Source organism: Actinoplanes sp. NPDC051475 (assembly GCF_040689425.1).
Classification (GTDB): domain Bacteria; phylum Actinomycetota; class Actinomycetes; order Mycobacteriales; family Micromonosporaceae; genus Actinoplanes.
Map to the genome: position 1 here is coordinate 231,612 of NZ_JBFAZZ010000012.1, position 17,155 is coordinate 248,766.

The 17,155-nt window shown below is 71.6% G+C and carries 16 protein-coding genes; 5 read left to right on the forward strand and 11 right to left on the reverse strand.

The window, feature by feature from the left end:
- Positions 1–16 precede the first annotated feature (16 nt).
- From AB0368_RS24945 to AB0368_RS24955, 3 genes are read right to left on the reverse strand one after another with little or no spacing between them, the layout of a single operon-like run.
- Positions 17–778: an ABC transporter ATP-binding protein gene (locus AB0368_RS24945; protein WP_366156418.1), complete on the reverse strand. Its 762-nt coding sequence runs from the start codon at positions 776–778 to the stop codon at positions 17–19.
- A 34-nt stretch (positions 779–812) separates the two neighbouring features.
- Positions 813–1,856 carry an iron chelate uptake ABC transporter family permease subunit gene (locus tag AB0368_RS24950; protein WP_366156364.1) on the reverse strand — a complete coding sequence of 348 codons (1,044 nt, stop codon included), beginning with the start codon at positions 1,854–1,856 and terminating at the stop codon, positions 813–815.
- Positions 1,853–2,908 carry an iron chelate uptake ABC transporter family permease subunit gene (locus tag AB0368_RS24955; RefSeq protein WP_366156365.1) on the reverse strand — a complete coding sequence of 352 codons (1,056 nt, stop codon included), beginning with the start codon at positions 2,906–2,908 and terminating at the stop codon, positions 1,853–1,855. The genes AB0368_RS24950 and AB0368_RS24955 overlap by 4 nt, the downstream gene beginning before the upstream one ends.
- A 163-nt stretch (positions 2,909–3,071) precedes the next feature.
- Between AB0368_RS24955 and AB0368_RS24960 the strand changes: the two genes are divergently transcribed.
- Positions 3,072–3,488 (forward strand): hypothetical protein, encoded by a 417-nt coding sequence (locus AB0368_RS24960; RefSeq protein ID WP_366156366.1) that lies wholly within the window; start codon positions 3,072–3,074, stop codon positions 3,486–3,488.
- A gap of 97 nt (positions 3,489–3,585) precedes the next feature.
- On the opposite strand, the gene AB0368_RS24965 is transcribed toward AB0368_RS24960, so the two are convergent.
- From AB0368_RS24965 to hrcA, 3 genes are all read right to left on the reverse strand, one after another.
- On the reverse strand, positions 3,586–4,320 hold the full coding sequence (locus tag AB0368_RS24965; RefSeq protein WP_366156367.1) for a 16S rRNA (uracil(1498)-N(3))-methyltransferase: 735 nt from the start codon (positions 4,318–4,320) through the stop codon (positions 3,586–3,588).
- A gap of 2 nt (positions 4,321–4,322) precedes the next feature.
- Complete coding sequence (dnaJ, locus tag AB0368_RS24970) at positions 4,323–5,468, reverse strand: molecular chaperone DnaJ (protein WP_366156419.1); 1,146 nt, start codon at positions 5,466–5,468, stop codon at positions 4,323–4,325.
- Positions 5,469–5,529: 61 nt separating this feature from the next.
- Positions 5,530–6,552, reverse strand: coding sequence for a heat-inducible transcriptional repressor HrcA (gene hrcA / locus AB0368_RS24975; RefSeq protein WP_366156368.1), 1,023 nt, complete (start codon positions 6,550–6,552; stop codon positions 5,530–5,532).
- A 210-nt stretch (positions 6,553–6,762) separates the two neighbouring features.
- Between hrcA and AB0368_RS24980 the strand changes: the two genes are divergently transcribed.
- Positions 6,763–7,494: a DUF4870 domain-containing protein gene (locus tag AB0368_RS24980; protein ID WP_366156369.1), complete on the forward strand. Its 732-nt coding sequence runs from the start codon at positions 6,763–6,765 to the stop codon at positions 7,492–7,494.
- 78 nt (positions 7,495–7,572) lie between these two features.
- On the opposite strand, the gene hemW is transcribed toward AB0368_RS24980, so the two are convergent.
- Entirely contained in the window at positions 7,573–8,772 is a 1,200-nt protein-coding gene (gene hemW, locus AB0368_RS24985; protein WP_366156370.1) for a radical SAM family heme chaperone HemW, read from the reverse strand.
- Positions 8,773–8,808: 36 nt separating this feature from the next.
- Here hemW and AB0368_RS24990 point away from each other — a divergent pair, with 36 nt between their 5' ends.
- From AB0368_RS24990 to AB0368_RS25000, 3 genes are all read left to right on the forward strand, one after another.
- Positions 8,809–9,579, forward strand: coding sequence for an enoyl-CoA hydratase-related protein (locus AB0368_RS24990; RefSeq protein ID WP_366156371.1), 771 nt, complete (start codon positions 8,809–8,811; stop codon positions 9,577–9,579).
- A gap of 43 nt (positions 9,580–9,622) precedes the next feature.
- A complete protein-coding gene (locus AB0368_RS24995) occupies positions 9,623–10,468 on the forward strand; it encodes a hypothetical protein (protein WP_366156372.1) in 846 nt (281 codons plus the stop codon).
- Positions 10,469–10,605: 137 nt separating this feature from the next.
- Positions 10,606–12,258 (forward strand): PAS domain-containing protein, encoded by a 1,653-nt coding sequence (locus AB0368_RS25000; protein ID WP_366156373.1) that lies wholly within the window; start codon positions 10,606–10,608, stop codon positions 12,256–12,258.
- 256 nt (positions 12,259–12,514) lie between these two features.
- Here AB0368_RS25000 and AB0368_RS25005 read toward each other — a convergent pair whose 3' ends face one another.
- The 4 genes from AB0368_RS25005 to AB0368_RS25020 form a co-directional block, all read right to left on the reverse strand.
- Positions 12,515–12,793, reverse strand: a complete 279-nt coding sequence (locus tag AB0368_RS25005) for a GlsB/YeaQ/YmgE family stress response membrane protein (protein WP_366156374.1) — start codon at positions 12,791–12,793, stop codon at positions 12,515–12,517.
- Between the two features lie 573 nt (positions 12,794–13,366).
- A complete protein-coding gene (gene lepA / locus AB0368_RS25010; protein WP_366156375.1) occupies positions 13,367–15,244 on the reverse strand; it encodes a translation elongation factor 4 in 1,878 nt (625 codons plus the stop codon).
- Between the two features lie 385 nt (positions 15,245–15,629).
- Positions 15,630–16,415: an MOSC domain-containing protein gene (locus AB0368_RS25015; protein ID WP_366156376.1), complete on the reverse strand. Its 786-nt coding sequence runs from the start codon at positions 16,413–16,415 to the stop codon at positions 15,630–15,632.
- Positions 16,416–16,585: 170 nt separating this feature from the next.
- On the reverse strand, positions 16,586–17,119 hold the full coding sequence (locus AB0368_RS25020) for a DUF4240 domain-containing protein (RefSeq protein ID WP_366156377.1): 534 nt from the start codon (positions 17,117–17,119) through the stop codon (positions 16,586–16,588).
- Positions 17,120–17,155 lie beyond the last annotated feature (36 nt).

Genomic DNA, 17,155 nt, shown 5'->3' on the forward strand with positions numbered 1-17,155 from the left:
TTGCGAGAAGGTAAGGCTAACCTAAGCCGGAGCGGGGGATCACGAGCGGGGTGTGCGTCTCGGGGTCGTCGATGATGCGGCACCCCAGCCCGAAGACGGTCGCCACCAGCTCGGCGGTCAGCACGCGCCGCGGGTCGCCCTGGGCCACCACCTCGCCGGCCTTCATCACCACGAGGTGATCGGCGTAGCGGGCGGCCTGGTTCAGGTCGTGCAGCACCGCGACCATGGTGGTGCCCTGCTCGCGGTTGAGCCGTACGCAAAGCTCCAGCAGCTCGATCTGGTGCGCGATGTCCAGGAACGTGGTCGGCTCGTCGAGCAGCACGATCGGCGTCTGCTGCGCGAGCACCATGGCCACCCAGACGCGCTGGCGCTGCCCGCCGGAGAGCGTGTCGACCAGCTCGCCGGAGAGCTCGGTCACGCCGGTCGCGGCCATCGCGGCGACGACCGCGGCCTCGTCGGCGGGCGACCACTGCCGGATCAGCTTCTGGTGCGGGAACCGGCCCCGGGCCACCAGCTCGGCCACGGTGATGCCGTCCGGGGCGATCGACGACTGCGGCAGCAGCCCGAGCCGCCGGGCGACCTCCTTGGCCGGGCGCCCGTGGATGTCCGCGCCGTCCAGGAGCACCTCGCCGGAAGTCGGCTTGAGCAGCCGCGCCAGCGCCCGCAGCAGCGTGGACTTGCCGCACGCGTTGGGGCCGATGATCGCGGTGAACCGGCCCGCCGGCACCTCCAGGTCGAGATGCTCGGAGATGATTCTGCGGTCATAGCCGACCGTGATGTCGCGCGCCGCGAGCAGGCTCACGATGGTCCCCTCACCGACGGGCCTGGCGGACCAGCAGCCAGACGAAGTAGATACCGCCCACCGACACGGTCACCACGCCGACCGGCAGCTGGGTGGGTGCGAAGGCACGCTGGGCGAGCCAGTCGCTGAGCATGAGCAGGAAGGCGCCCATCGCCGCGGCCGGGGCCAGGGCGATGCCGGGCGCGCGGGTCAGCCGCTGCGCAAGCTGGGGAGCGGCGAGCGCGACGAAGGAGATCGGTCCGGCGGCCGCGGTCGCCACCGCGGTCAGGGCAACCCCGATGACCAGGTACGCCAAGCGCACCGGCTCCACCCGTACACCCAGAGCAGCCGCCGCGTCCTCACCCATCTCGAGCAGTCCCAGGCGGGGCCCGTACGCGAGAAGCCCCAGGACGAGCGCACCCACCGTGACAACGACCGGGGTGACCTGCGCCCACCCGAGCCCGTTGAGGGTCCCCTGCCCCCACAGCGCCGCGGCGTAGGCGGCCTGCAGGTCCACCTTGATGATGAACCACTGGTTGGCGGAGCTGAGCATGGCGCTGACGGCGATGCCGACGACGATCAGCCGGAAGCCCTGGACGCCGCGCCGGAACGCCAGCAGGTACACGAGCGTGGCGGTGACGAGGCCCCCGGCCAGCGCCCCGGCGGCGGTGAGGAAGTAGCCGTTACCCACGAAGACGATGACGATCAGCACCCCGGTGTACGCGCCGGTGGTGAAGCCGATCACGTCCGGGCTGCCCAGCGGATTGCGGGTCAGCGCCTGGAAGATCGCGCCGGCCAGGCCCAGCGCCGCCCCGATGACCAGGGCGAGCAGGACCCGCGGCAGCCGCCACTCGACCACCACCAGGCGGGCGGCCCGGGTGCCGTCGCCCGCCAGCGCCTGCACCACCTGGCCGGGGGTGAGCGTGAATTCCCCCGTACCCAGAGCCAGGACCGCGATCGCGAGCGCTCCCGCCGTCAGCAGCAGGCAGATGAGCGCGGGCCTGACGGCCAGGCGGCCGCTCACGTGCCGCCCGGCCCGCACGGTGAGGACCCGGCGTCCGAAGTCGACGCTCACAGGCCGCTCACCCGCCGCCGGCGCACCCACCAGATCAGCACCGGGGCGCCGACGAACGCGGTGACCACGCCCACCCGCAGCTCACCCGGGCGCACGACGAGCCGCCCGACGATGTCGGCCAGCAGCAGCAGGACCGGCCCCAGCACGACGGTGTAGAGGAAGATCCAGCGCTGGTCCGGCCCGACGATCCAGCGCACGATGTGCGGCACCATCAGGCCGACGAAGCCGATCGGCCCGACCGCGGCGGTGGCGGCGCCGGCGAGCAGCATCACCGACACGGTCGCCAGGACCCGGGTACGCCCGATGCCGGCACCCAGCGTCCGGGCCAGGTCGTCGCCGAGCGCCACGGCGTTCAGCGAGCGCGCCACGATCAGCGCGAGCACCGTACCGGCGAGGACGAACGGCAGGATGGTGGTGGCCACGTCCACGGGCCGCCCGGCCAGCGAGCCGATGTCCCAGAAGCGCAGGTAGTCGAAGGCCCGCGGGCGTACCAGCCGGATGCCGCCGGAGATGCCGTCCATCACCGCGCCGAGCGCGACGCCGGCCAGGGTCAGGCGTACGGGGGTGGCACCGGCCCGGCCGGCGGACCCGAGCAGGTAGACCAGGGTGAGCGCGAAGGCGACCCCGGCGAAGCCGAACCACATGTACTGCGACAGGTCGGTGCGGCCCAGCACGCCGACCGCGAAGACCACGAACAGGCCGGCGCCCGAGTTGACGCCGAGGATCTGGGTGTCGGCGAGCGGATTGCGGGTCACCGCCTGGATGACCGCCCCGGACAGTCCGAAAGCGACACCCGCCAACAACCCCACGACGGTACGAGGTAAGCGCAGGTCCCGGACCACGGACTGGTCATCGGTGTCGGTGTAGTGGAAGAACGCGTCCCACACCGTGTGCGGCGAGACGGTACGGGTGCCCACCGCGATGCTGAGCAGGCAGACGAAGGCCAGCACGGCCACGCAGACCAGCAGTCCGAGGCCCCGGTGCGCCTGGGTGGCCGCGACGCCGGCAGCCGGCCTCGGACGCGCGGGCGCCGGCGTACGCGTCAGGACCATGCCGGAAGCTTAGGCTAGCCTTTCCTATCAGTCAGCAGGCGGTCCCGCTCCCGGGGGACCGGCGGCCACGGCATCGAGGGTTGCAATCGGTACCCCGGTACACGCTTACCGTCGGGTGGACGGCGCCGGAGCGGCGCCGAACTCCCTGGTGAAGGAGCCTGTGATGCCGATCGACATCCCCGATGCGTGCACTCTGCCGACGGCCGAGTCCGACGACCTTTTCGTCACGGCGGTACACGGCGTCGAGCGGTCGCCGCGACCCACGCCCGGACGTCTGACCGGCCATCAGCCCACCAGCCGCGGCCACCGCCACGTGCCGGCGGTCGACACCCTGCCGCCGACCCGGAGCAAGATCACCGCAGGCCTCGCCGCCCTCGCGTGCGCCGCCTGCTGCGCCATCCCGCTGCTCATCGCCGCGGGCGTCGTCACCGGCGCAGGCGCGGCCGTCCTCAAGCACACGCTCCTCGCCGTGGCCGCCGGCCTCGCCGTCGCAGCGCTGGGCATGTGGTGGCTGCACCGCCGGCGCAGCGCTCGACGCATCGCGGCGGCCGGCACCGGGTGCGGGTGCGGCTGCGGATGACCGCCACGTGGTGCGGCACCGGCACTCGGTGCCGCGCCACGCCCATGACCGTCACCAGCGGCCGCGGTCGCCAGGGCGTGAACGACCGACGGCCGGCTTACCAGCGCTCGAGCTCCGCGGAGAGCACGGCGAGCGCGGCCACCCCGGCCGTGGAGGTGCGCAGGACCGAGTCGCCGAGCCGGACCGGGTGCGCCCCGGCCGCGACGAAGGCGCCGAGCTCCTGGTCGCTGATGCCGCCCTCCGGGCCCACCACCAGCACGATCTCCCCCGCCGCCGGCAGCTTCGCCCGGGTGAGCCGGTCCGTCGCCTCCTCGTGGAGCACGAACGCCACCGCCGCCGACGCCAGCCGGGCGGCGGCCTGCTTGGTGGACACGTCGGGGTCCCCGGAGACCGCCGGCAGCCAGGGGCGGCGCGCCTGCTTGGCCGCCTCGCGGGCGGTGGAGACCCACTTCTCCCGGGCCCGTACGCCCCGGTCGCCGCGCCACTGGGCCACCGATCGCGACGCTCCCCACGGGACGATCTCGTCGACGCCGATCTCGGTCATCGCCTGCACGGCCAGCTCGCCGCGGTCACCCTTGGCGATGCCCTGCACCACGACCAGCCGCGGGTCCGGGGCGGGCACGAACGATCGCTCGCCCACCGCGACGTCGACGCTGCCGCGGCCGACGGCCGTGACCTCCGCCCGGACCGACCCGCCCCGGCCGTCGGCGAGGATGAGCGCCTCGCCGGGCTTCAGGCGCTGGACGTCCGCAGCGTGGTGGCCCTCCCGGCCGGCCAGCGTGTACCGGGCGGAGACGGGAAGGTCGTCGACGAGGAACAGCGGCGCGGACACGGTCAGTGGCCGTTGAACGCGTCCCGCATGCGCGAGAAGAACCCGCCCTGCTTGCTGAGCTCGGCCACGTCCTCGCCGCGGGTCTTGGCGAAGTCGCGCAGCATCCGCTCCTGGTCGGGGGTCAGCTTGGTGGGGGTCTTCACGTCCAGGTGCACGAAGAGGTCACCGCGCCCCTGACCGCGCAGGTGGGGCACGCCCTTGCCGCGCACCCGCAGCGTGGACGCCGGCTGGGTGCCGGCCTTGACCTCGATGTTCTCCTCGGAGTCGAGGGTCTTGATGGTCAGCCGGGTGCCCAGGGCCGCCGCCGTCATCGGCAGGGTGACCCGGCAGTGCAGGTCGTCGCCCTTGCGCGAGTAGACGTCGTGCGGGCGCTCGTGGATCTCCACGTACAGGTCGCCGGCCGTGCCGCCGCCGGGGCCGACCTCGCCCTGCTGGGCCAGGCGGATGCGCATGCCGTCCTCGACGCCGGCCGGGATCTTCACGGTCAGCGAGCGGCGGGTCCGGATGCGGCCGTCGCCGGCGCAGGTCGGGCAGGGGTGCGGGATCACCGTGCCGTGACCCTGACAGTTCTGGCAGGGCCGCGACGAGACGACCTGGCCGAGGAAGGTGCGCTGCACCGACTGCACCTCGCCGCGTCCGCCGCAGGTCTCGCAGGTGGCCAGGTGGGTGCCGGGCGCCGTACCGGCCCCGGAGCACTGGGTGCAGAGCACGGCCGTGTCGACCGTGATCGGCGCCTCGACCCCGAACGCGGTCTCGACCAGGTCGAGCTCGAGGCGCAGGATCGCATCGGCGCCGGGCCGGGTGCGCGGGCGCGGTCCCCGGGCGCCGCCGCCGGCGGCCGTACCGAAGAAAGCGTCCATGATGTCCTGGAAGCCGACGAACGGGCCGGCGCCGCCGGGGCCGCCCGGCCCCGCACCCGCGCCGCCGCCGGGAGCCAGCGGGTCGCCGCCCAGGTCGACGATCTGCCGCTTCTGGTCGTCGGACAGGACCTCGTAGGCGGCGTTGATGTCCTTGAACTTCTCGTGCGCCTCGGGATCCGGATTGACGTCCGGGTGGTACTGACGGGCCAGCTTGCGGTAGGCGCGCTTGATCTCGTCGTCGGTGGCTTCGCGGCTGATGCCGAGAATTCCGTAGTAGTCCTTGGCCACAGGGTTTCGAGTCCTCATGTCTGCCCCGCGCTGTGCGCCGGAGACCGTCGTCGCTTTTGCGTCAGTTCTGTGCCAGCAGATCGCCAACGTAGCGTGCCACGGCACGTACGGTGGCGATCGTGCCGGGGTAGTCCATCCGGGTGGGCCCCAAGACGCCGAGCCCACCAACGATTGTCGTACCCGGTCCGTAACCGGTGCTCACCACCGACGCCGCCCGTAGATTGTCGATCTCGTTCTCGTCGCCGATGCGGACCCGGGTGGTGCTCGGCTCCACCTCGCCGATGAGCTTGAGCAGGATGACCTCCTCCTCCAGCGCCTCCAGCACCGGCCGCAGCGAGCCCTGGAAGTCCAGCACGCCGCCGCGGGTGAGGTTGGCCGTGCCGGCCAGGGCGAGACGCTCGTCGCTGCGCTCGACCAGGGTCTCCAGCAGCACGGACGCCAGGCACGCCATGGTGTTGCGCTTCTCCGGCGCCGACTCGTCGACCAGCGCCTGCACCAGCGGCGGCGTGTCGGCGAGCTTCTCCCCGGAGAGCTTCGCGTTGACCTTGCGCCGCAGGTCGAGCACGTCGTCGTTGCTGGTCGGCACCGGCAGCTCGACCAGGCGCTGCTCCACCCGGCCGGTGTCGGCGATCATCACGAGCATGAGCCGGGTGCTGGAGATCGGGACGAGCTCCAGGTGCCGTACGGCCGACCGGGAGAGGCTCGGGTACTGCACCACGGCGACCTGGCGGGTGAGCTGGGCCAGCAGGCGCACGGTGCGATGCACGACGTCGTCCAGGTCGACCGCGCCGGCGAGGAACCGCTCGATGGCCCGCCGCTCGGCCGGGCTCAGCGCCTTGACCCGCGACAGCCGGTCGACGAAGAGCCGGTAACCGGCGTCGGTGGGCACCCGCCCGGCGCTGGTGTGCGGCTGCCGGATGTAGCCCTCCTCCTCCAGCACCGCCATGTCGTTGCGCACGGTGGCCGGGGAGACCCCGAGCTGGTGCCGCTCGACCAGGGCCTTGCTGCCGACCGGCTCCTGGGTGGCCACGTAGTCCTCGACGATGGCACGGAGCACCTCGAGCTTGCGGTCATCGAGACTCATGACCCCTCCCTCCGCCTCCTGGCACTCACGGCCTCTCGACACGCACGGCCTCCTGGCACTCGCGCAACTCGAGTGCCAGTCTACGTCGCTCCGGGCCCGCACGCGATGATCGACCGGTAGTGCTGCCGCCACTTAGCCGAGTGTCTATTCTCCGACCTCACCCGGGTGTTGCTCTCGCCAGTGTCGACCTGCGGTCCTACGGTGTCAGCCATGACTGAACCGCCGCGTCCGCCCGGTGAGGGGAATCCCTCGGACCCCACCCGGCCGATCAACCCATATCCGGGCAACGACCCGGGAGCCGGATCGCCCCCGCCGCCGCCCCCCGCGTACGGCTCCCCCCAGCCCCCGACGTACGGCACCCCGCCGCCCACCTCGGGCGCCGGAGGCTACGGCCCGCCGCCCACCTCGGGTGCGGGTGGCTACGGCCCGCCGCCCACCTCGGGCGCCGGTGGCTACCCGCCGCCCGGGTCCGGCGCCGGTGGCTACCAGCCGCCGCCCGGGTCCGGAGCCCCGTACGGCGGCCCGCCGCCCGGCCAGCCCTACGGCGCCCCCGGTGCCTACGGCCAGCCCGGCTACCCGCCGCAGGGCTACGGCCAGCCCGGCGGCGACGACAAGACCTGGATTCTCGTCGCCCACTTCGGCGGCGCGGCCGGCGCCTTCCTCGGCGCCGGCTGCTCCGGCTGGATCGCCCCGCTGGTCTCGCTCCTCGCCCGGGGCAACCAGTCGCCGGTCGTCCGGGCCGAGGCGGTCAAGGCGCTGAACTTCCAGATCCTCTGGTCGATCGTCGCGATCGTCGGCTGGGTGCTCAGCTGCATCGTCGTCGGCATCTTCATCGGCATCGCGGCCTGGCTGATCGCCACGATCATCGGCGTCATCGCCGGGGTGAAGGCCAACAACAACGAGCCGTACAACTATCCGATGACGGTCTCGATGATCAAGTAACGCAGGCGGGCGGCGCCGTGCTCTCGACGGCGCCGCCCGGACTCAGCCGACCGCGCCGATCGTGCCCCGACGCGGGCTTTAGACAAGCTCGCGAATCAGCAGATCCGCAAGGAGACGACCACGGAGCGTCAGAGCCGCCCGGTCCTCCGCGTACGCCGCGGGGTCCAGCAGGCCGTCAGCCAGCGCCTGCCGGGCGCCCTCCGGCCGGGCCAGCGTCAGTGGCAACCCGTCGGCGAGGCGCAAGCGCAGCATGACCTCCTCGATCCGGCGGTCCTCCGCGCTCAGCAGCTCGCGGCCCAGGCCCGGTGAGACTCCGCCGGCCAGCCTTTTCGCGTACGCGGAAGGGTGCTTGACGTTCCACCAGCGCACCCCGCCGACGTGGCTGTGAGCGCCCGGCCCGAGTCCCCACCAGTCGCCGCCGGTCCAGTACAGGAGGTTGTGCCGGCAGCGGGCGGCGGGTGAGGTGGCCCAGTTGGAGACCTCGTACCAGGAGAAGCCGGCCGCGGTCAGGGCCTGTTCCGCGGCCAGGTAGCGGTCCGCGGCGACGTCGTCCTCCGGGTACGGCAGCTCGCCGCGCCGCATCCGCCCGGCGATCCGCGTCCCCTCCTCGACGATCAGCGAGTACGCGCTCACATGATCGACGCCGGCCTCGATGACCGCGCTGAGCGAGGCGGCGAAGTCGTCCGCGGTCTCCCCCGGCGTCCCGTAGATGAGGTCGAGGTTGACGTGGTCGAACCCGGCCTCCCGGGCCTCAGCGGCGGCCTGCGGCGCCCGCCCGGCGGTGTGCTTGCGGTCGAGGATGGCGAGCACCCCCGGCGACGCCGACTGCATGCCCAGCGAGATGCGCGTGAAGCCGGCCTTGCGCAGCGCCTGCAGCGACGCCGGGGTCACCGACTCCGGGTTCGCCTCCGTGGTGATCTCCGCGTCGGCCGTCAGCCCCCAGGTGCGGTCGATGCCCTCGAGGATCCGGCCCAGGTCGCCCGGGTCGAGCAGGGTGGGCGTGCCGCCACCGACGAACACCGTGTCGACGGGCGCCCGCACGATGCCGCCGGCCAGCTCCAGCTCGCGCAGCACCGTGCCGGCATACTCGTCCCGGCTCGCGCCCCCGCCGAGCTCGGCGGCCGTGTACGTGTTGAAGTCGCAGTAGCCGCACCGGCTCGCGCAGAACGGCACGTGGACGTAGACGCCGAAGCCGCGCGCACCCACCTCGCGCAGCGCGGACTCCGGGAGCGAACCGTCGCTGGGTACGGGCTCGCCGTCGGGAAGGGGTCCGGGCATCCGTCAAGTGTGCACCGGCCCGGTTAGGGTTCCGGCATGGCTCTCGTCCGTACCGTCACCGCCGCCGGTGTGGCCACCCTCACGCTGGACAGTCCCGCCAACCGCAACGCTCTCTCCACGCCGCTCATGCGCGAGCTGCTCGACGCCCTCGGCGCCGCCCTGACCGACGCCGCCGTCCGGGCCGTGGTGCTCTCCCATTCCGGCCCGGTGTTCTGCTCGGGGGCCGACCTGAAGGAGACCGCCGAGGCGCGGGAGAACGGCCGGGTCCCGGCCGAGCTGCTCGCCGACGTGCTCGCGGCGATCTGGGAATTCCCCAAACCCGTCGTCGCCCGGGTGGCCGGTCCGGCCCGCGCCGGCGGCCTGGGTCTCGTCGCCGCCGCCGACCTCGCGGTCTGCGTGCGGGACGCCACGTTCGCCTTCTCCGAGGTCCGCCTCGGCGTGATCCCGGCCGTGATCAGCGCCACCGTGCTGCCCCGGCTGGCACCGCGCGCCGCCGCCGAGCTCTATCTCACCGGCGACGTGTTCGACGGTGCCCGCGCGGCGCAGATCGGGCTGGTCACCAAGGCCGTCGAGGCCGACGAGCTGGATGCGACCGTGGGCGCGTACTGCGACTCGCTGGTCAAGGGCGGCCCGCTCGCGCTCGCCGGCGCCAAGCAGCTGCTGCGCCGGGCCCCGGCCGAGTCGATCCGGGCGGATCTCGCCGACCTCTCCACCCGATCGGCGGGATACTTCAAGTCCGCCGAGGGACGCGAGGGCGTCACGGCGTTCCGCGAGAAGCGCCCGGCCGCCTGGGTGCCGGTGACCTAGGACGCGAGCGATCGTTGTCTAGGCTTGGCGTACGAGAGGGAGGGTGAGGGTGAAGCGGAAGCCGGTCGCGGTGGTCGCTGTGGTCGTTCTGCTCGGCGCCTTCGGCCTCCTCTTCGTGACCAGGTCGTTCAGCGGCGGCATCAAGCTGCCGCACCTGGGCCCCGAATGCACCGTACGCGCCGACGGCGAGGTCACTCTCGACGCCGTGCAGATGGCGAACGCGGCGACGATCTCCGCCGTGGGCGTCAGGCGCAAGATGCCGGAGCAGGCGATCGTCGTGGCTCTGGCCACCGCGCTGCAGGAGTCCAAGCTGGAGAACCTCGACACCGGCGACCGCGACTCCGTCGGCCTCTTCCAGCAGCGGCCCAGCCAGGGCTGGGGCTCCGAGGAACAGATCCAGGATCCCCGGTACGCGGCGGAGAAGTTCTACAGGGCCCTGAAGAAGGTCAAGAACTGGCAGAAGATGCGGGTCACCGAGGCCGCGCAGAAGGTGCAGCGGTCGGCGTACCCGAATGCGTACGAGAAGTGGGTCGACGAGTCCGAAGTGCTCGCCCGGGCGCTGACCGGGCGAGCCACGAGCGCCGTCGAGTGCACCGTCAGCGGCGAGCCGGCCCTCCGCGGCGCGGCCGCCGTCAAGGCCCTCGCCCAGGGCTTTGCGCTGGACTGGGGAGTGGACGCCAACCGCCTGACCGACCTCACCGTCACGGTCAAGGACCCGCACGCCGGCTGGCGGTACGCCCACTGGCTGGTGGCGCACGCCAAGAGCACCGGACTCGAACGGGTACGTTTCGCCGATCGCGAATGGACGGCCCCTGACGGAAAGTGGCAGCCCGTAACCGGCGAGCGACGGGTCGGGAACGACGCGGTCGTCGCGGAAGTGTTCCGCTGACCTGCGGACCCTGGTGATTCATTCTCGCATTCACGTTTGTTCATCCCGGCCGGCGCCGCCGGATGCAGCCGCCCTGGTCATAGCGCTGCGTATACATCGACATGGACAGACAGCGACCGTGCTGGTACTAGTTATTCGTGCTCCAAGCCCTGGAATGGATCCTGTTGGGAGCCGCGAGCGTCGGAGCCGTCGCCGTCGGGGTGAGCCGGCACCGTCCGGCCCGCGTCGCACCCTGGCTCCTGCTCGCCGCATCGGTCGCCTGCCTCGCCGTCGGTGATGTCTTCTACGCACTCGACAAGCGCGGCGTGGCCGACATCTGCTACCTGACCATGTTCGTGTTCGTGGCCCTGGCCCTGCTGCAGTTCACCCGCGGCGGTTCCCTGCTGATGAACCGGGCCCGGCTCATCGACCTGCTGGCCGCATCCTGCGCCGGCCTGCTCGTGGTCTGGGTCTTCATGATCGGCGGCAGCGGCCAGATCGGAGACATCTCCGCGGCCGACGCGATCGGCGACCTCCTGCTCGTCGGGGTCGCCGCCCGCCTGATGACGGCGGCCTGGTTCAACTGGTCGGCCTTCCTGCTCTGCGCCGGCGCGGTGGGAGTGCTGGCCGGCGACATCACGTACGGCCTGCACCCGGCCTGGTACACCGAGACCGGCTACATCGTCCTCTACCTGGCCTGGGGCGGGGCCGCGCTGCACCCCTCGATGACCCGGCTGACCACCGCCGTACCGACACGCCCGACCCCGTGGGAGGGACGCTGGGCGGCCCTGCTCGGCATCTCGGTGGCCACACCCCCGCTGGTCCTGCTGATCGAAGCGGTCTCCGGCACCGTCACCGACGGCGTGGTCATCGCGGTGGCGTCCGCGCTCACCCTGGTGCTGACGATCACCCGGCTCGCCGACTCGGTGACCCTGAACAGTCACGCCCTGGTCCGCGAGCGGGCCCTGCGAGAGGCCAGCGCCGCCCTGGTCGCCGCGCCCGACGAGGCCGCGGTCGACACCGCGATCCGCGCGGCGGTCGGCCAGCTCCTGCCCGCGCACGACCTCACCGACATCCTCTTCGCCACCGACGACCGCCAGCTCGCCCTCGAGGCCCTGCCATCGGCACCGCCCGGCCCCCGCCCCCGCAGCTGGTGGCTCGACCCGTCCGCCGACGACACCCCGACCGACGGCCAGGCCACCCTGATCTGCCCGCTGTGGCTGGAACCCCTGGCGGTGGCCCGCCCCAACGGCGGCGCCCTGGTCCTGCAGGGCACCCGCGAAGCCCTCGCGGCCAGCCGCGACGCCCTCGAGGTCCTGGCCGGCCAGGCGGCGCTGGCCCTGGACCGGATCACCCTGGTGGACGCGGTCGGCCGCCGCGACAGCGACCTCTACCTGCGCGCGGTGATCCGCAACACCGCGGACATCATGCTGGTGGTCGACGACGACCAGGTCATCCGGTACGCGAGCCCGGCCCTGCGCAAGCTGATCGGCAAGGACGACATCGCCCCGTTCACGACCCTGGTCGACCTGGTCCACCCGGACGACAGCAGCCAGGTCCGCCGGGCCCTGCGCGAGGAGGGCGACGGGGTGCTCTACTGTGCGCTGCGCCGCCCCGACGACACTCAGGTCCTGGTCGAGGCGACATACCGGGACCTGCGCGGCGACCGGCTCGTGCAGGGCTTCGTGGTGACGATGCGCGACGTGACCCGGGCTCATGACCCGGTCGAGCAGGTCCCGCACCTGGACCACGTCGACGCGCTGCCGGCATGGGTCAACCGCCGCAGCGCCCAGCACAAGTTCCGGTACTGACGCCGCCCGCTTTGGCCGGTCGGCGTTCCGATTGGCCGGCGCCTTTCGGCCGGGCGGCGTTTCGGCCGGGCGGCGTTTTTGGTCGGTCCGCCCGGCGGGCCCGCTATGGCCTGGACCCCTTCTGCTGGGCCGGGTGTGCGCCACGGGACTGGTGTGTGGGCGTACCGGAAAAGATCTGGACATGCGAAACGCCGGACCCCTTGCGGGATCCGGCGTCTCTTGGCAGTGCGGTCCCAGGCCCCCGAGGGGCCTGAGGTCAGCGGCGGCTGACGCCGCGGCGACCGCCGATGCCGACGACCAGCGCCACACCCAGCGCGGCAAGCACAACCTGGAAGAGCAGCTCGGTCCAGTCGACGCCGTTCGTGTCGGCAACGCCGACGGCGCGGGCGATCACGGTGCCCAGCAGCGCGGCGACGACACCGATGACCATCGTCAGCCAGATCGGGATGTTCTGCTTGCCCGGTACGACCAGGCGGCCCAGGGCGCCGATGATGAGACCGACGATGAGCGCGGTGATGATGCCGGTGACAGTCATGGAGATCCTCCTCGGGGGTGGAACATTTCGTTGCGTCCGTCGAACCGCAGAGTTCCCGACGCCCCGAAAAACCAAACCGAGAATTCGCAGGAACCTCTCAGAAGACCTCGTGCCGGGCGCGTCGTGCGGCATGAAACCGCAGGTCAGGCCCCTATGCCCGGCGCCGGCGAGGAGATCTGCAACATTCCGGTCACGGCGCCGACCGGGGCCCGTCGCGCCCCTCGCACCCCTCGCGTCACTTGCCTGACGCGCTGCTCGCGCCCTCGCGTCACTGCGTAGCGCGGGCGTCGGTCCCTACCTGGCGGGCCCTCCGCATCACTGCCTGGCGCGGCCGTCGGGTCACCTACGTGGCACGCCCGTCGGGTCACTCGCCCCGCGTCACTCGCCTGGCATGCCCTCGGTCACTCGCTTCCGCGCCCCCGCGTCACTTGCCCGGCGCGCCCCGCATTGCTTGCCCGGCGCGCCCCCGCGTCACTTGCCCGGCGCGCCCCGCATCATTTGCCTGGCGCGCCCAGGGCGTCACTTAGCCGGCGCGCCCCTCGCGTCACTTACTTCTGGCGTCGTTGGCTGCGGTTACTTTTTGGCGCCCTTGGCGTCCGGGGCGTCGGAGGTCGACAGCGCGGCGATGAAGGCCTCCTGCGGCACCTCCACGCGACCGACCATCTTCATCCGCTTCTTGCCTTCCTTCTGCTTCTCGAGCAGCTTGCGCTTACGGCTGATGTCACCGCCGTAGCACTTGGCGAGCACGTCCTTGCGGATGGCCCGGATCGTCTCCCGGGCGATGATGCGGCTGCCGATCGCGGCCTGGATCGGCACCTCGAACTGCTGCCGCGGGATCAGCTTCTGCAGCTTGGACGCCATCGAGACGCCGTAGTTGTACGCCTTGTCCTTGTGCACGATCGCGCTGAACGCGTCCACCGGCTCGCCGTGCAGGAGGATGTCCACCTTCACGAGGTCGGCGACCTGCTCGCCCGTGGGTTCGTAGTCGAGGGACGCGTACCCCTTGGTCTTGCTCTTCAGCTGGTCGAAGAAGTCGAAAATGATCTCCGCGAGCGGCAACATGTAGCGCAGCTCGACCCGCTCGGCGGACAGGTACTCCATGCCGAGCAGGTTGCCGCGGCGGCCCTGGCACAGCTCCATGACCGCACCCACGTACTCGTTGGGTACCAGGACCGTGGCCCGGACCATCGGCTCGTGAATTTCGGCGATCTTGCCCGCCGGGAACTCGCTCGGGTTGGTGACGACAAACTCCTGCATGTCCTCGGTGATCACCTGGTACACCACGTTCGGCGCGGTGGAGATCAGATCGAGGTTGAATTCCCGCTCCAGCCGCTCCCCGATGATCTCCAGGTGCAGCAGCCCGAGGAACCCGCAGCGGAACCCGAACCCGAGCGCGGCGGACGTCTCCGGCTCATAGGTGAGCGCGGCGTCGTTGAGCTTCAGCTTGTCGAGCGCGTCACGCAACGCCGGGTAGTCGGAGCCGTCGATCGGGTAGAGCCCCGAGTACACCATCGGCCTCGGGTCCTTGTATCCGCCGAGGGCCTCCTTGGCCGGTCGCCCGTTGCCGGTCACGGTGTCGCCGACCCGCGACTGCCGCACGTCCTTCACGCCGGTGATCAGGTAGCCGACCTCGCCCACCCCGAGCGCCCCGGCCTTCTCCATCTCGGGCGAGACGACCCCGATCTCGAGCAGCTCGTGTACAGCCCCGGTCGACATCATCTTGATCCGGTCACGAGCCTCGATCCGCCCGTCGATGACCCGGACGTAGGTGACCACGCCGCGGTACACGTCGTACACGGAGTCGAAGATCATCGCCCGGGCAGGCGCCGCGGCATCGCCGACCGGCGGCTGGAACTGCCGGACGATTTCGTCGAGCAGGTGCGCGACTCCCTCGCCGGTCTTCCCGGAGACCCTCAGCACGTCACCGGGCTCACACCCGATCAGCTTGGCGAGCTCCTCGGCGTACTTCTCCGGCTGGGCGGCCGGAAGATCGATCTTGTTCAGTACGGGGATGATGTGCAGATCGTTCTCCATGGCCAGATACAGGTTGGCCAGGGTCTGCGCCTCGATCCCCTGCGCGGCGTCGACGAGGAGAACGGCCCCCTCGCATGCGGCGAGGCTGCGGGACACCTCGTACGTGAAGTCGACGTGCCCGGGAGTGTCGATCATGTTGAGGACGGCGGAGTCGCCCTTCTGGTCGCCGTCCCGGACGACCCAGGGCATGCGAACTGCCTGGCTCTTGATCGTGATGCCACGCTCACGCTCGATGTCCATCCGGTCGAGGTACTGCGCCCGCATCTGCCGCGGGTCGACCACGCCGGTGATCTGCAGCATCCGGTCGGCCAGGGTCGACTTGCCGTGGTCGATGTGGGCGATGATGCAGAAGTTGCGGATACGACCCGGATTGGTCGCTCCGATGATGTTCACGCCGGGGTCGAGCGGTCCAGGCACGTTCGTCCGTTCTTCTCAATCAGGTCTGACCTGCCGAACTGGCAACCGGTACGAGGTCCGGCCCTCCTATCGTCCCACGCCGCGAACCCGTGCCGGACAAGACCCGATGCCGGAGGGGGCCGGCTGCCGACCGGGGGCTCGAGTTGCCGGCCGGGGGCTCGAGGAACGGCGGGCATCCTGGGTGCGCGGGCGGCCTTGGGATGACCGATCCGCCCTCGGTTCTGGGGGCGGGCTCGACTTGCTCCGGTCGGGCCCGGGTTGGTCGCGGTAGCCCCTGCTCCGCTGCGTCCGCTCCAGCTCGCACGGCTCGGCCCAGCTCGCACGGCTCGGCCCAGCTCGGCGGCCTTGCGCCAGACGTTCGCGGGATTCAAGCCGGCGGAGCGGATCAGACTCGGTCCAGGGCGTGGTGCGGGACAGCGGTCGGGAGTTCCACGGCTATGGGGTCCCCGGGCCGGACGGTGCCACTGTGCAGCACCACGGCCATGACACCGGCCTTGCGCACGAGCCTGCCGTCGGTGTCCTTGCCGAGCACCTCCTTGAGCAACCCGGGACGGAAGCGGTTGATCTGCTGGCAGGGGTTACGCAGCCCGGTGATCACGACGGCGGCTCGCGGATCGGCCGGGTCGCCCCCGGCGGCTTCGTCGTCGATCACAGCGCTGAGCGCGGCGACCGCCTCCGCGGTGGCGGCGTCAAGGGTTGCCTGCTCAGCGACGGCAACAACGTCCCTCGGCCCGCGATCCGCGACGCTTGTGGCTTGTGCCGGGGGCAAGAGTGAAACGGTCGTTCCAGTGCCGCGGTGGCCGGCGACTAGGAGCGGTCCGAAGCGGAGGATCGTTCCGCACGGGAGCCCGAGCAGGTCCAGGCCGAAGGTCGTCACGTTCTCGCCGAGACCACCGGCCGGGACTTCGTAGCCGACCCCGCGAACCTCGTCGTGCAGTTCGGCCTGGATGAGGTGGACCTGGCGCAGATTCGGCTGCGTCGGATCGGCGGCGACGCGGCTGCGGTGCCGGACCGTGGCGCCGGCATGGATGTCGCCTTGCACTCCCAGGCCGGCGACCAGCTCGATGGCACGGCGGTTGGGCTTGCTGAACGAGTAGGCGTCGTTGCAGCTCACCGCGGCGACCACACCCTGCGGAGAATGTCCGGCGCCGTTTTCCTCATGAACGCTCATGCCACCACCTTGTCCGTTCCTCGCTTCCCACCTCGACCCGATTCCCGCCGCATGGACGTCCCATCTACTCCAGATCCGAGGTCGCCCCGGCGCCGAGGAACGCGGCGGCCAGCAGCGGCTTCTGACGACGGTCCTCTCCGGACGCCCGCACGGGGATGCGGGCCGGCGACCTACTCCGGTGGCTCCAGGAACAGGGACGACAGGCGCGGCAGGCGGCGCTGCATCTCCTCCTCGTCGTCGAAGTCCCACAGCATCGACGCGTCCGGACGGCTCGGCGGCGCCTCACGCGGCGCCAAGTCCTCACCCGTCGCCTGCCGATAGGCCTCCTCCGCGATCGTCAGCACCTCCTCCGCCTCGAAGACGGCTCCGGTCGAGGCGGCGGCTCGCACGGAGGGGACGTCGGCGAGGGAGTCAGGCTCGCGGACTGCCCGGGCGAGGACTTCCCGGCCGTTGGCGATCAGCCAGCCGCGGAAATTGTCGAAGCCGTCGTCCGAGCAGCCGCCGTTGATCAGGTACGCCGCGGCCCAGAGGTCCTCCTTGCCGGAGGCGGCCATGACCTTGTCGAGGTGGCGGCCCCACGCCTCGATCTCGGCGGGGTCGAGGGCAGCCAGCTCGGCGGTGGCGCGTTTGGCCACCTCGTCGGGCGAACCCGGCCGGTCGGCGGTCGCCCGGTCGATGACCGCCCAGAAGTCGTCCGTTCTCATGGCCACAGCCTGCCAGCCGGGTACGACAAAATCGGG

Bases quoted from the DNA above. Each gene is read 5' to 3' on its own strand.
- AB0368_RS24955 (WP_366156365.1), bottom strand. From the start codon at position 2,908: ATGGTCCTGACGCGTACGCCGGCGCCCGCGCGTCCGAGGCCGGCTGCC.
- AB0368_RS24960 (WP_366156366.1), top strand. From the start codon at position 3,072: ATGCCGATCGACATCCCCGATGCGTGCACTCTGCCGACGGCCGAGTCC.
- hrcA (WP_366156368.1), bottom strand. From the start codon at position 6,552: ATGAGTCTCGATGACCGCAAGCTCGAGGTGCTCCGTGCCATCGTCGAG.
- AB0368_RS24980 (WP_366156369.1), top strand. From the start codon at position 6,763: ATGACTGAACCGCCGCGTCCGCCCGGTGAGGGGAATCCCTCGGACCCC.
- hemW (WP_366156370.1), bottom strand. From the start codon at position 8,772: ATGCCCGGACCCCTTCCCGACGGCGAGCCCGTACCCAGCGACGGTTCG.
- AB0368_RS24990 (WP_366156371.1), top strand. From the start codon at position 8,809: ATGGCTCTCGTCCGTACCGTCACCGCCGCCGGTGTGGCCACCCTCACG.
- AB0368_RS25005 (WP_366156374.1), bottom strand. From the start codon at position 12,793: ATGACTGTCACCGGCATCATCACCGCGCTCATCGTCGGTCTCATCATC.
- AB0368_RS25015 (WP_366156376.1), bottom strand. From the start codon at position 16,415: ATGAGCGTTCATGAGGAAAACGGCGCCGGACATTCTCCGCAGGGTGTG.
- AB0368_RS25020 (WP_366156377.1), bottom strand. From the start codon at position 17,119: ATGAGAACGGACGACTTCTGGGCGGTCATCGACCGGGCGACCGCCGAC.